This is a genomic window from Microcoleus sp. EPA2 (assembly GCA_020882975.1).
In the GTDB taxonomy this organism is placed as follows: domain Bacteria; phylum Cyanobacteriota; class Cyanobacteriia; order Cyanobacteriales; family Microcoleaceae; genus Microcoleus.
Genome location: JAHRFD010000009.1, coordinates 107,264 through 121,777, shown reverse-complemented (window position 1 = coordinate 121,777; position 14,514 = coordinate 107,264). Strand labels below are relative to the sequence as shown.

Annotated in this window: 6 protein-coding genes; 3 read left to right on the top strand and 3 right to left on the bottom strand. The window is 42.9% G+C overall.

Annotation, left to right across the window (positions count from 1 at the left end):
• The first annotated feature begins 161 nt into the window (after positions 1-161).
• Both AAFP14_RS11055 and AAFP14_RS11050 read left to right on the top strand, forming a co-directional pair.
• Positions 162-668: a XisH family protein gene (locus AAFP14_RS11055; protein WP_341732310.1), complete on the top strand. Its 507-nt coding sequence runs from the start codon at positions 162-164 to the stop codon at positions 666-668.
• A gap of 50 nt (positions 669-718) precedes the next feature.
• Positions 719-1,048: a XisI protein gene (locus tag AAFP14_RS11050; RefSeq protein ID WP_341732309.1), complete on the top strand. Its 330-nt coding sequence runs from the start codon at positions 719-721 to the stop codon at positions 1,046-1,048.
• Between the two features lie 127 nt (positions 1,049-1,175).
• Here AAFP14_RS11050 and AAFP14_RS11045 read toward each other — a convergent pair whose 3' ends face one another.
• The 3 genes from AAFP14_RS11045 to AAFP14_RS11035 all read right to left on the bottom strand — a co-directional run bounded on the left by AAFP14_RS11045 (position 1,176) and on the right by AAFP14_RS11035 (position 14,328).
• Positions 1,176-1,940, bottom strand: a complete 765-nt coding sequence (locus AAFP14_RS11045) for a hypothetical protein (RefSeq protein WP_341732308.1) — start codon at positions 1,938-1,940, stop codon at positions 1,176-1,178.
• Positions 1,941-2,122: 182 nt separating this feature from the next.
• The gene (locus AAFP14_RS11040; RefSeq protein WP_341732307.1) at positions 2,123-2,284 is read right to left on the bottom strand and encodes a hypothetical protein; all 162 of its coding nucleotides are present in this window, start codon (positions 2,282-2,284) and stop codon (positions 2,123-2,125) included.
• A gap of 8 nt (positions 2,285-2,292) precedes the next feature.
• Positions 2,293-14,328 carry a DUF4114 domain-containing protein gene (locus AAFP14_RS11035; RefSeq protein ID WP_341732306.1) on the bottom strand — a complete coding sequence of 4,012 codons (12,036 nt, stop codon included), beginning with the start codon at positions 14,326-14,328 and terminating at the stop codon, positions 2,293-2,295.
• Between AAFP14_RS11035 and AAFP14_RS11030 the strand changes: the two genes are divergently transcribed.
• Positions 14,309-14,514, top strand: a 206-nt coding sequence (locus tag AAFP14_RS11030) for a hypothetical protein (protein WP_341732305.1), incomplete at its 3' end; no start/stop codon positions are given. The two genes, AAFP14_RS11035 and AAFP14_RS11030, sit on opposite strands and share 20 nt — an antisense overlap.

The window sequence follows — 14,514 nt, the reverse complement described above, 5'->3', positions numbered from 1 at the left end:
GTGATGTTCATAGGTCTTGATTCCCGGATTAAATCTAGCTTAGATTATAGCATTCTATGAAAAATTTGTCCAAATTCAATTTCTAACTTAATTAAGCTGCTGATTTGAGAGGCGATCGCGTAGATTAAGAAACCGGGTTTCTTCCTAAATATTTCGGTGGGATGCAAAAGTTATTGGAGAAACCCGGTTTCTGGGGTGCGATCGCGCGGAGAAAGAAACCGGGAGTTCTTAACAATCTCGGTTACTTTCGCGAAAAGTCTAAAAAATTTAGTAAAATAGAATTATCCAGGCGATCGCTTTTAATTTTGTTTTTTATGCCAGCAAAAGATATATTTCACGGTGTAGTTCGTTCAGCTTTAGAAAAAGATAGTTGGAAGATTACTCACGATCCGCTGTCAATTACAGTTGATGGAATTGAATTTTATATCGATTTGGCAGCCGAACGACTTTTAGCAGCAGAGAAGGAGGGGCAAAAAATAGCAGTAGAGATTAAATCTTTTGTAGGTAAGTCGGAGGTGAGTGAATTTCATACAGCTTTAGGACAAACGCTTAACTATCGTTCAGCGCTGAGAAAAAAACAACCCGATCGCCTTTTATATTTAGCTGTTCCTTCTGAAGTTTATCGGGAATTTTTTCTAATCCAATTTATTCAGGAAGTTATTGCCTAACATCGGTTAAAGTTACTTGTTTTTGAGCCAAGCCAACAGGAGATTATTTTATGGAAGGAATAAACTATTCAGAGTTAGTCCAGACTGTCTTAAAAAGACATACAGCCAATCATTTATCTGAGGATACAGAAAAAGAGTTAATTCTTGATAAAGAGAGCGATCGCTATCTTTTGGTTCATGTAGGTTGGGAAAATCAAGAGCGGGTTTATGGTTGCGTGGTTCATGTGGATATCAAAGATGGGAAAATTTGGATTCAGCGCGATTTAACTGAAGCAGGAATTGCTAACGAATTGGTGGAATTAGGTGTACCGAAAACGGATATTGTTTTGGGATTTCGAGGGCCTTATGTGCGACAGTTTACAGGGTTTGCAGTGGCTTGAATGTTGATTCTGAAGGGGCGATCGCGTAGGATCAAGAAACCGGGTTTCTTCCTAAATATTTCGGTAGGATGCAAAGGTGATCAAAGAAACCCGGTTTCTGGGAGAGGTGCGACCGCGCGATTTTTTATCAACTACCAGTGGATTCCAGGGTTTTCTGTTGCCGTTTGCGTTTCATCCGCATTTTGGCAATAAAAGCACTAAACGCCAATCCACCTAATACAGTAGAAGGTTCGGGTACGGATTCAGAAACGGCTGCGGGTGTCGTTGAAATAGTGGCATCCAGACCCGTCGAGTCGAACAAGTAATTCTGGTTGCTGCCATAACCAACAGCAAAATCAATTGTGTCACCAGCTTGAATTGTCCCAGCCGTCGCAAATGATTTGCTACTAGAAGCACCAAAGCCGTTAATCAAGTTACTGAAAAGTACAATATTGTTATGAAGAACGTGAACATCTGTTGTAGTCGGCCCAACACGATCGAGGCCGGTAAACATTGTAGCAAGTGAGTAGGTTGCCGCTTCAGGCGCAATCCAGCGGACAATGCTATATTCTCCGTAATAACCGGGGTGAAAGCTTAATTGACTGGGTTGGTACGTTATTGTCGGATGAGAATTGTCTTCGGTTGCGGTTGAGTTGTGGGAGACAAAAGGCGACCCAGTTTTTGCAGAATCGTACCACAAGTCAATGGTAGGAGTCAGCTTTCCTACGTTGCTATACAGGTTGAAGTTAGATCCAAGGCTTGATGACCAGCCGTAACGCCAAGCGCCGTTGGGATTATTAGTTAGGGAAAAGTCAGAGGCAACGTTGAAAACGGCAGAGAAGCTGGGTTTAGCGGCCATACCCAAAATGAAAGCTGCTATCAACATAATTTTGGAGTTTTTGAGAAGAGACATATAAATTCCTTCAGATAAGTTTTGAACGATTATTCCTCTAATCTCTAAGTTTTGTTAAGGCGATCGCACAAGCCTAGAAATAGAGGGTTGGCGAGAAAGCGATCGCATATCTTTTGCAATGGCGATCGCTCTTTTATCTGGGCTTAGGTAATTGGCAAATAAATCATCGGGTTATACCTCTTTTATGGGCGATAAGTTGAAGGAATTAGGTGCGATCGCACAGGTTTCTGTTTGTTGAGATTTTTGCTAAGGGCGATCGCGTAGGGTGCTGGGGGCGATCGAGAATCGCTTGTAAAAAGAAGTGGAAGTTTTTTGAATTGTTGCAGGATGTTTTGAGAAGACATAATTACCTTCATTGCTGATTAGACTGTAATATTTCCAATATCCTTTCCTGAAGATCGCTAGACTGACTCCATTCTTGTTTGCCTCCTGTTTGAGGATTAATATATCCTCCATGATCTTGAACTTGATGTGAAATATCGGAACTATAATTAAATTTTGAAGAAATGTTATTAACTGGGCCATTGCCGAATTGATCGCCCCTACCCAATGCACTACTCAAATTCGCTGTTGATTGCGCTAATTGGAGAACTTGATCTGTTGAACTCGTTGTGTAATAAAAACGTTGAAAATAATTATTATTTTCTATCCCTATACCATACTTGCTAGCAGGTTTAATATCCTTTTGAGGAACGGCAGGTTGATAGATAAATGCCTTCTCAATTTTTGCATTACTACTAATCGCTGAAAGTGTTACAACACTAGCTAAACTATGACCTGTAACGTACTGATGAGAAATTCCTTTATCGTAAAATGCTTGGGTGAGTTCAGCAAGATATTTACCAGCATCATCGGCAAATCGTTCAGCCGTATTATAATGACCTTTACTACTAGGAATAGCATTGTAAGTGACAATCAAATTGATATTTCCTTTCTGACCTGGTATTTCGGGATAATCCAGGGCAGAGAATTTTTCAATTCCATCTACAACCTTCTGGGTATTCCATGTATATCCTGGAATTCGATAGAAAACAGAATTAGCATTTAACAACCCCATACCTTTTAAAGCATTGAAGAGCTTAGTCTTGTTAACACCATTTGTTTGAACGCTACCTGAAGAGTTAATCCACGCATCTGAAATTAATTTACCATTCAGAAACATTAAAGCTGGACTTTTCTGCGAGGGATTCCGATGTCCAAATTTAGTCTGCGGGACATGATAAATACTCAAAAGGTTTGCTTTTACTCCAGATAAATTTTGCTGACCGAGTAGCATTTTTATTTCTGGATCTTTTTCAGATAGTTGGTTTATATTTTTTTCCAAGCGTGAATTTTTGGATAACATTTCCGTGAAAAATTCTTTCTGATTGATATCCAACAAATCACTTATAACTAGATACTTAACCAACATTTCTTTGATTTGTTCACGGTTACTCTCTTTGAGCATTTCCCAGTTTGGAGTACCACCGATGAGATTATTTAGCTCCTTAGCTCCTTCGTCTAAAACTACTTTGATGATTTGATTTAAAACTTCTTGTTGCTCGCCAGATTCCTGATTTGGTAGAAAATTAGACATTAATAATTCAGGATGTTCTCCCAACCACTTAAAATATTCTTCCTCAGTCATTTGTTCAGATGGAATTTGAGACTGTTGATATTCCTCCGAATTAGGAATTAAAATCTTCTCAACCCACTTCTGAATATCATCCCCCAATCCATCCAGAATATCACCTAACCCTTCTAACACTCCCTCTAAACCACCTGTGATGAACTTGCTAACACCAATACCAACAGAACTAACGTTTTCTAAGATGTTGGCAATTTTCTCCCCTGGAGATTCACTACCATCATTAAAATCATTCGTCCAAGTTTTCCCTAACGAGACAACACCTTTAATCATGTTCCCAATCCCGCCAACCCAATCTCCTGATTGAATCGCTTTAATCCCTCCATAAATTAAAGTGGGAGCTTTAGATAGGGACTCTAATACTTTGTAGCCAAATTTTCCAATGTCACTCAGGTCACTTAATCCACCTTGAACGAAGCCAGAAATGCCACTGGTAGCAGCACCAGCAAGTCCACCCATGATTTGAAGGAAACCCATAATCTTGTCACCAGACAAGAGATTTCGCACGCCGTTGAAAGCACCTGAAGCCAAAGATTGGAAAGCTTTTATAGTGGTGAAAACTTTTTGAGCAACGGCTTTAGTCATACCCATAACCATTGCCTGACCTGCTTTGATTCCATTACCGATCGCACCACCAACAAAACTTGCGCCAGCCATAATTGCACTAAAGATCGCTCCCATCCAGTCGCCATTAATAGCAGCTTGCACCACATTAATAGCACCACCGATCGCACCCAAAGCCAGACCTACCAAATTAGCACCAGGAACAAAAGTCAGAACCGCACCAAGGAGCGACAAAACAGTTGAAACAATGCCCAATATCTTATTCCAAAAAGCCTTCTTCCGCGCCTTCCGTTCCGCAACCCGCTGCTTGATAATTTGCTCCAACATCTCCTTCGACTGCTTAGCCAAATCCTCAGAAATACCCACCGCTTGTTCCGCATAAGCAACCTTAGTCAAAGCCTCCATATACAGCGGCTCAATCACCTGCTTTTCACCCGATAATTCCTCAGCACGCTGCAACTCTTTCAACAATTGTTGAGAAGCACCTTGCAAATCAGTTTGGGCAGTTTGCAACAACTGAGTATCCCACTGTTCCTCTAAATCGATGCGATTTATCTCAGTTTTGTACTGCTCAATTTGCCCGATCAAACCGTCCATTGCCTTCAGCAGATTTTCCTGAATATTCGCCGCTTCTTTGCCTTGCAGCGCTTCATGGATATCGCCCCGCGCTTCTGCTAACAACGCCTTCAAATCCGCCGGCAAATCAGATTCCTGCTGAGTTTCCAAATCTTTCAGCGATGCCAGAAGTCCCGCTAATTGTGTTTGCAATTGCACCGGATCGTCCGTTGCTTCGAGGGTAGTCATTCCCAGATTTCCCCGCGCCTCATTTAACGATTGCCGCAGATTGTCTTCCGCTTGCAGTTGCCGCAACAGTTCGATTTTGGCAACAGTTTCTGTTCTCTGACGTGCCGTTTCTACTCTGTCTCGCTCCATCCTCGCTTGCACTGCTTCATCAATTCCCTTCTGCCGCGATTCGGCAATCTCTTGCTCTAATTGCGCTTGGGCTAAATTCAGTTTTTCGATGGTTACTAACTGAATAAAAGTTTGTTCCGTTTGTTCGCGGATGCGAGTAATCCCATCCAAACGTGCTTGTGCAATGGCTAATTCCTGTTCTTTTTTCTCCCTTTCCTCCTGGGTAGTGGCAATTTTGTCATTTAAATCGCTCAATATTTTAGCAGCCGTTTCTTGCTGTGCTTGCAGCGTTTTCATCTGTGCTTCAGCAGTTTTTCTCGCTGCTCCAAAGGCATCAGCTTGTGCTTGAGCACGGCGCTGCAACTCCCGGTTATTCAGCATTTCCTGATAATAGCGATCGGCTAAGATTCGGTCTTGAGGTTGCGCTAAACCGGGACTGCTTTTGTTACCTCGATCGCTCGCTAAGTCGCTGTAATCGCGATAGTAAATCTCTGCCGCCGTCGCCATGTCGTTGTTCTTGGCCACATCTAACAGCGCTTTCGCTTCTTTGAAACCCGCGTCAGTTGCTTGCTGCAATCGCTGCAAAATCTGGAACTCAAAGTTATTGACTTCTTGCTGCTTTTGTGCTGCTTGAATGGTGTAGTTAGCATTCGCCTGAGTTGCTTCTACCAACGCTTTCAAAATCTGTTGATTTTCCCTTGCTTGCTTGAGATGTTCGTCATTTTGCACCAACAAATCTTCTTTCAACTGTTGCAATGGCGCGGTGAGAATCTTGCTAGCAGCTTCAGCTTGTTCTGCTAAGCGCTGGGCTTCGGCTAAAGCAGCGCGGGCATCTTGCAATTGTTTTTGTAAATTGCTGGTGTCGGCATCGGGGTCTTTGGTGTAGGCATCAAGTAACCTTTGTTCGGCAATAATTACCTCATTTTGTGCTGTTAACAGCGTGCGTTTTTGGGTCAGGGTGGTTTGCTGTGCGGTGAGAATTGCAGCTTTATTTGTCACTAGCTGCAAGGTTTGTTTTAACTGTGCTTCTTTGCTATATAAGTCTTGCAAACCGTCTACAGTAGCACCTTGTTGGACAAATTTTGCTATTTGATTGGTGATTGCTTGCTGTTGCTGTTTCAGCGAATCAATTAGTGCTTTTGTGCCTGCTAATTCCGCTGATAGCGCTACACTTTGCCGCTCAACCCATTTTTCGGATTCGGCAATTTCTTGCTGAGTTTCTATGGCTTGTTTGTTCAGTTCGCCGCGACGTTCCAGGATATCAGCAACAGCAGCGCGATACTCCTCAGAATTAGTATCGTACTCTTCCCATTGTTGTTGCACTTTAGCATTTTGGGCTGCGGCTTCAGACTCCGCTTGTTCTAACTGTTGCTTCAGCGTTGGCAACAGATTTTCTAATAATTCTAGTTGAATTTTGTCACCTGGAATCGACTTGCGAGCCTCTTCTAATTGTGCAAATAAATCGCGGGCTTCTTTAACAGGAGGTTGGGCTTGATTTGCCGCATTATTTGCGTCAGTCCACTGTTTCGCCAGCGGTTCGATGCGCTCTTTTTCCTTGCGCCATTTATCGGCTTCTACGAGATGTGCAATTCCTTGTTGCCGCACCTGGGGAAATAGCTGAGAATAGTTATTCCAAAGAATCCAATCGTGATCGACGTGAGTAACAGTCTCCCAATAACCTTTCCCAGAGCGTCTTTTAACCCAGCGTTGCTCGTACCAGTAAGGCCCATTTTTGCGACTGACAGACCAATGATAAGCTGCTCGTTGTTCGAGCCAATTTGCGTATGCTAAAGCTGCATAACCTTGCGCTTCGTGAGATGCTTGTTCGGCTTTTGCTTTATCAAATAGCGCTTGATTTGGATTTCGCCCTTCGACAGCTTCAGCAGCTAACAATTCATCCACTGTTGAATTTAACAATTTGGATATGTGCTGATTTGGGCTGCGTCCTTCTAAAGTTGATCCTTTCAATAAATCGATCGCAGTGCCATTGTCTGGATGCTCTTCTAAGAATTTTGAACGCAATGTTTTTACTTCTGCGTTAACATCATCATTAGCCTGTTCTTTGAGAATATCAGCCTGTTTCTGCAAGTTAGTTGCTTGTTGAGTTAGGGCTGAAGATTGATTTTGAGCCGCTTGAACTTGTTGTTGCAGCGAATTTATCTGGTTGATAATGTCAGCATAAGGATAAGCCTTCAAAATTGATGTCAATTGGTTGGCCAGATTGATGTTTAACTTTTGACCAAAAGGAGATATCCCCTGAACATTATTGATTTGGTTCGATTGCTCCAATAAATTCCTGATTTGTGTTGGGAGTGTATTTTTTAGGGCTGTAATTTGCTGAGTCAGAATTGTAGAGCGGTTGGACTCCGATGCAGCCTGTTTCTGCAATGATTCAGCATTGGTGAGTAAAGTCTGAGCTTGAGCTAACTTAGGTGATTTAGCTTCTAATATCGCTTGATACTGTTGCTGATAATCCTTCAATTCCTGCGACTCAACACCGTAACGCATCGCAATCGGAGCAATTTCTTGCCACAACTCTTCATCCTGCTGAATGCGGAGTTTAATTCGCTCGATCGCCCCCTCAGTAGAAGTAACACTATCATCCAGTGCATCCGCACGATTTTCCACAACCCCAAGAGTCTTAATCCCATCCTCCAGATTCGCCTCACTCCGCTGATATGCGCCGTAGGGATCGGCAAATTCACTATCAATTTCCGATATCAAAGTATCAACAGATTCAGACAATTTTTGCTGATTATCACCCAATTTTTTAGTCATCGGGTTGCCCTCTAATAGCTCTTGAGTTTTGTTGTTGACGCTATTAGTTAAATCTTGGCGAACTTGGTCGGTAAGTTGGGCATGAGCTAGCACAGTGTCATCTTTAATTGCCGCTTCAGCCGCGTTTTCGGAATTGAGCTGAGACTGCAAAGCATTGAGGCGATTTTCATTGCTTTCTAGCTTCTGGCGGATTTCTAATTCTTGCTTTTGGCGCAAGGGAAGCAGCGCTTCTGTTGCTTGTTTCAGCAATTTTTCTAAATCGTCAGCGGCAGTTTGACTCGATGCTTGTAATGCTTCTAAACTACTAAGCTGAGATTTTGATAGTTGAATCAAATTCTTCAGATATTCCTGACTCACCGGATCGGTTGTATTGGCAAGTTGTTGTTCCCAATTAGCAACTAAGTCATTAATGCTGTTGATTTGATTTGTCAAATCTTGGCCTTGACCGCGCAATTTTTCCAAATGAGTGTTGATTTGCGGCTCGACTTGTGTTGCGAAGAAATCAACATCGGATTCGGAAGCCAGCATTCCCAAACCAATTAGCTGACGCAGTGAAGTTGATTTTAATTGAGTTGTTTGCGCCATTTCTGCGGCCAGATTTGCGGCCTGAGATGCTGCATTTTTGATGGTTTGAATCAGTTGATTTTCGCGATTTTGCAGGGGTTGCAAGCGCTGATTCACAGATGCGATCGCACTTTGTACCGCATTAAAACCTGCCTCAAGTTGTGTCATCCCTCCCAAGGCTTGTAACTGGGAGTTAAAACTGGCAATTTGTGACTGTTGATCTGCCGCTTTCTGAGTTAATTCGTTAATTTTTTTCGCTGCATCTTGACGGCGCTGCCACAATTTGTTCCGCTCATCTGCGATAAATGAAGCTGCTTGCAAATGACTGCGATATGCGGCCGCTTCCCCAGCATTGTAAGCCCAAGCACTGCCGTTCCAATACCAGGTTTTTTGCCGACTGGCATCAGCTAAATTCAATTGATATCGTTCCGCTGCTGCGAGGCCGGCATCGTTATCGATCGCACTTTGAATTACTAAATTTTGGTTGCCGATTTGTAAGTTGGTAAAAGCGAGGGCTTGTTGAGTATCAGCAAGGGATGTTTGGAGCGATCGACCTTTTTGCAAATTCTCTTGAGCGGGCTTTAATTGTGACTGCAAATCTGCCAATTGTTGCCTGTCTGCTGCTCCAGCTTGACGGGTGGCTAATAAAGATTCTGTGGCAGTTACTTGAGTTTGATTTGCTTGCTGCCATGCGTTCCAATCCTGCTGATACTTAGTTTGTAAAACACCAGTACGATTGAGAACATCGAGGCGACTTTGCAGGCGATCGACTTCACCTTCAACTTGCTCCAAGTATTGACTGGTAAGTTCAATTTCCCGATATTTGTCAATCAGTTTTTGTTCGGTATCAGCTTTTTGTTGATTCAGCTTTTCTAAATCTTTGACAAGATTATCCCGCTGCTGTTGTTGTTGGGACAGTTTAGTATTTAATTGTGATAGCTGAACTAAGAGTTTCCTATCTGTTTCCAGTGTGCTTATTTGCTTTTGAGCCGTGGCAATTTGAGGCTGCAAAGTGGCATTTAGTTGTTGTGCATTTGAGGTAGCTAAATCTCGCTGTTGTGCCAAATAATTAGCAGTAGCTTGATGATTATTTCGATACACGGCTGCTTGTGGATTAGGCAATCGTCCTTCGTATCTGCCATAGGAGAGATAGTGTTGATAAGCTAATTTTGGGTTCCAGCCAAAAGCCTTTGCAACATCAGGGTTATAAGCTAGATAAGCATCGGCATTAAACACATAAATCTGACTGTTCCAGTAATTAGCTGCATTTTGATTAGCTTGCCGTTGCTGTTCCAATGAATTAGCAGCAGCAAAAGCTTGGCTGATTTGATTTTGATAGCCTTGTACGGCTGATTTTTGCTGCTGAATAGCGGTATCTGTAGAGGCGATCGCACTTGGGATATCCGTCAGTTGTGCTGCGGAAATTGTCGATAGATTCGATTTGGTTTGGGAAATCGCACTTTCCGTCCCTTCAATTTCCTTGTCTTTATCAACAATTTGCTTTTGTTTAGCCGGAATCTGAACATCTTCTAAATCGGCTTTCTTCAAACCCAATTCGCGATATTCTTTCTGGAGTGCTGCGAGAGATTTCTCAGTTTGTGCTTGCTCAGTTTTCCCTTGAGTTAAGCGACTAGCTAAATTATCAAACCCAGCTAAGAAATTCGCGCCACTACCCTCGATCGACTTCAAGAATGCAATTTTAGCTTGAGGATTGAGAGATGCAGGTGCGGTTTCTAATTGTTTGATTAAGTCAGCTATTGCCAATCTTTCCGGCGAATCAGCCAAAGCCATTGCTAATTGGTCGCGTTGCAACTTCGCCCAAGTCAATTCTTGCTCTAAATTCTGCAAATAATTTCGCCAGTTGTTCAATTGTTGCTGCAAGCTATTGCTAGGATTTTTCTGCAATTGATTCTGCAACTCTAAAACTGTCTTGAACGCATCCAATTGTTCCGATTCTAATTTCTCAATTTGTTTGTCAACCGCCAACAATCTCTCGCGATAGGGCAACAAGAAACCAGCAGTTTCTAAGAAGTTTTGCAAATTCTTCGCAGCTTCGGCTTTCTCAGCTTGAATTGCCTCTAACTCAGCCTGACTTGCTTTCAACCGATTTTCGGTTGCATCGGTTAACTGCTGTTGCGCGGGAATCTTTTCATTTTCCAGTCTTTGTAGTTCTTTTTCAGCTAAATTGATTTCTTGAAGCAGCGTTTCTAACTTTTGCTGCTGTACCGGATCGTGCAAAGCCAACAAATCTTTTTCCGCTTGTAATCGCAAGGCATCCGCCGCAATTTCATAGTCGATTCCCTGTTTCAAAACTGGCCAATCTTTAATTCCAGTTTCTAACTTTCTTGCCTGTTCTTGCAGCGCCCTTGCTTGTTGCTGTGCTTGTTGCGCTAACTGTGCGTAAGCTTGGGACTCCGAAGCTGCTCCATAGGCTAATTGTTGAGCCATATCCCGCGGCCCAATATGTTCGGGATAGTGTACCCATCCATAAACAGGTTCGGTATTTTTTCCAGAACTACCAGTCCGTTTAGTACCTACTTGTTCCCTACGATTAATTTGAGAATTGTGCCAATTAGCTTGAATTTGATTTTGTTGCTGGCGCGACCCAGCAATAGCCGCTAAATTGGTATAGTTTTCAGCAATCTTTGCTTGTTCTGCGGCCTGTTGTTGCAAAAGTTGCAGCACTTTACCAGCTTTATCGAGACCTTCTTCACCGAGATTAGTTGGTTTTGCTTCTAGGAATTGAGCGTACTGATTTAAAGCACCTTGCTGCTGTGCTGCTTTCTGTGATAACTGCTGTAAACTTTGAGAATTTTGAGTAGCAATTTGGGATTGCCATTGCGATTGATTTTTCTGTCTTGACAAGTTTGGGTCATTTGCCCAACCCCAAATTTCTCGCCGGCGGCCCGATAGGCCCTTTTCTGAACCAACAGGTTGCCAGCGGGTGGGGTTAATGCTGTTGGAAATCGCACTAAATCTCGCCGCTTCTGCATTTTGAATCGCAGCTTGAGCCTGGAAATTAGAGGCAAATTCTTGTTGTTTATTTGCAGCTTCGCGCCAAGGTGCGGGATCTGTCTGCAAATTATCGCCAACATTGGCAAAAGGATTGAGCAATTTAGCTTGAGCTTTTGTCAAATCTGTTTCAGCTTTGGCAATTTGTGCTTGAATGGCTTCTAACAGTTTTTGAGTTTCTGCCTCTAAAGCCGATTTATCTTTCCCAAGTTTAGCTAATCTTTCCTCAAGTTCCTTGCGCTGGGCTAAAAGCTTTTGCAGTCGGTCGTTTTCAATCAGATAGTGACTTGTTGCAAGGGCTAATTCTTCTACTCTTTGCTGGTGGTGAGCGTCAGTAATTCCAGCCTGCGTACTAACTTCTCGATACTTATTCAAAGCATCAGCAATTTTCTGAACAGAGTCAGCTTGCAAATCTGATAAACTGAGAGAAGGATTGCCCAAATCTGCTAATACTTGCCACTGTTCGAGTAAATCTTGCTGAGCTTTTTCTAACTCAGAAATCGCCTTTTGAGTTGGCTCCGATGCCGCTCTTGCTAAGGTTTCAACGCGGCCTTCTCCGCTGAATAAACTTACCTGCAACCCTGGTTTTACTGGCTCTAGGGGTTTTGGTTCAAGTGACAAAGCGCGATCGATCGCACTTTTCACATCTATCAATCCCGATCCCGTTTCTTTATCCCATCCAGGTACATTCAAATCCGCTGCGGTATCTATCAGCAATTGCTTGACTTGTGTCAAACTTAATGCTGGATTTGCCGCCCAAACTAAAGAAGCTGCTGCTGTTACATAGGATGCCGATCGCGAAGTACCGACAAAAGCATTAGCATCGTTGCTCCACGAACCCCCAGGAGCCATTAAATCAAGTCCGTCACCGTAGGCAGAATAGTCAGTTTTCGACTCAAATTGATTGACAGCACCGACAGTAATAATGTTATCAAATTGCTTGCTAGCTTGCCCCAAAGCTGACATTACACCGCCAGTATTACCTGCGGAAACAACTAGCAAAACGTTATTTTCGCGGGCGTATTGAATCGCGGTTTGCTCTTCAGGAGTGAGTTCGTAACGAGTCGTAATGCCGATATCATCTAATTGGGATAAATCGAAACTTAAATTGGCGATCGCCCGATTTTCACCCTTGGCTTTCACTCCATCTACAAACCGCCTCAATTGCTCCGCCCAATTCCCGCGATCGACCGCAAAAGTATCGTATTTAGCCAGAGAATTTATCGAAGAAAATGCCGAAGTCACCCGCTGAATGTGCTGTCCTTCAGTAAAATCAATAAACCCAATTTTCGGCTGCTGAGCATCAGAGGGAAGCAGAGAAATCGCCTCATCAGCATTCAACAAAAACTCATCCAGTTCCGTCGAATCAGGATGACTCAAAGCTTCCCCTAAAGACACTGATAGCCCGAATTCCGCCGCTACTTCTGGACTTTGCAGCAATTGTTTGATTGTCAGCAGATTGCTCTGACTGATGCCGAGTTTAGCGAGGGAATCTGGCTTATTAAATAACGATAGAGCATCGGGATATTGTTCTAATACAGTTGCCAGTTTTCCCAGAGATTCTACTCCTGCATCGCTGCTCAAAACTTCGCTGAAAGTTTGCGAACTTTGATTGAGAATTTTTGTAAAATCTGTCAGGGCATTATCTATATTGGCAATAGATTCCCCAGGAAGATTGCTAGTAGTAGCTGCAAAGTTATGAATGACAGAATTACCCGACGCATCCGTTGCTCGAATTACGACATCTGTTATTCCCGATTGTGGCAATCCTGTAAGTTGTAAATTATTGCCCTGCAAACTAACAGCTAAAGACGAACTGTTACCCTCAACTAATTCATACTTTAAAGTGCTAGCTTCCGGATCGACAAATACTTGAGTGAGGTCGATCGTGCGTGTAGGCTGTGCGGGAGTTAATGCCACATCTGCAACGGGTTTAATCGCAGGAGGACGATCGTTAACTAGGGCTTTATTGAGAACTTCTTGACCTGCTTTTGACTCCAGCCATTGAGTATTAGCATTGACATTTGCTGCGATTTCTGGTACGTTTGCAGTCGCGCCATCGATCGCAAAAATCAAGTCATTAAAATCGCGATCGGCCTGGTTTCCTGGTATATCTTCCCAACCAAAAGTATTACCTTTGCCAGTGAAATCAGCCAGCATTCCTTGACTTTCGGGATTGGCTGCTGGAATTGAAAATAGGGGAGTTTTATCCGCCCAAAGACTGGGAGATTCCGATATCTCTTGCACGGTGCTATTAGGAACTAACATCACAGCAAATTTTGCCCCTGGTGGCATCGCAAAAGTTTTGATACCTTGGTATTGACCATGATTAACATTTGGTTCGCCAAATTCACCGCTAAATCTCGCACCTTCCAGGCGATCGCTAATCGCAATATAACCCAATTCTGAATTACTTAAAGCACGTTTAATTGCTTCTTGTTTAAAAGCATCGGAATCGAGCGAATATTGCTCCATTCCCGATAAATTAACGATCGCAATTTCTCCCTCATAAAGACCGGCATCAACGAGGAAATCAAAGCTGACTTGACCCGTTTCGCCAACAGTCCATACTCCGGGCGTGAGATTCGACAATGAGTTAGTTGTAGGAATATTTAAATTTGATTGAGTAATTTCTATGTTTGGCAGAATAACTGGATTTTGAGCGTTAGTAGTTTCTAATGTTGACTGATTTGTATTAGTTTTTGTTGAACTTTCAGTTAAAGCTGTTTCTGAAGACGGTTGATCTGCTGCGACTGAAGTAACCGGGTTTTTTAGCGAATCAGTTGGCTGTGACGAAGTATTTGTCGATAAAAACCCGGTTTCTGAACCCTCGTTTGTGAGTTTTGTTGAAGTTATTACTTCGGTTTTCGACACAGATTCAGTAGCAGGAGAAACAGGTGCGATCGCCTTTTTGTCTTCTTCAATCTTCACCGCAGTTGTTACAGCCTTATCTGAAGTAAGAACCTCAGTTTTATCGACAGATTCAGTAGCAGGAGAAACAGGTGCGATCGCCTTTTTGTCCTCTTCAATCTTCACCGCTGGCGTTACAGCCTTATCTGAAGTAACAACTTCGGTTTTCGATACAGATTCAGTACCAGGAGAAACAGGTGCGATCGC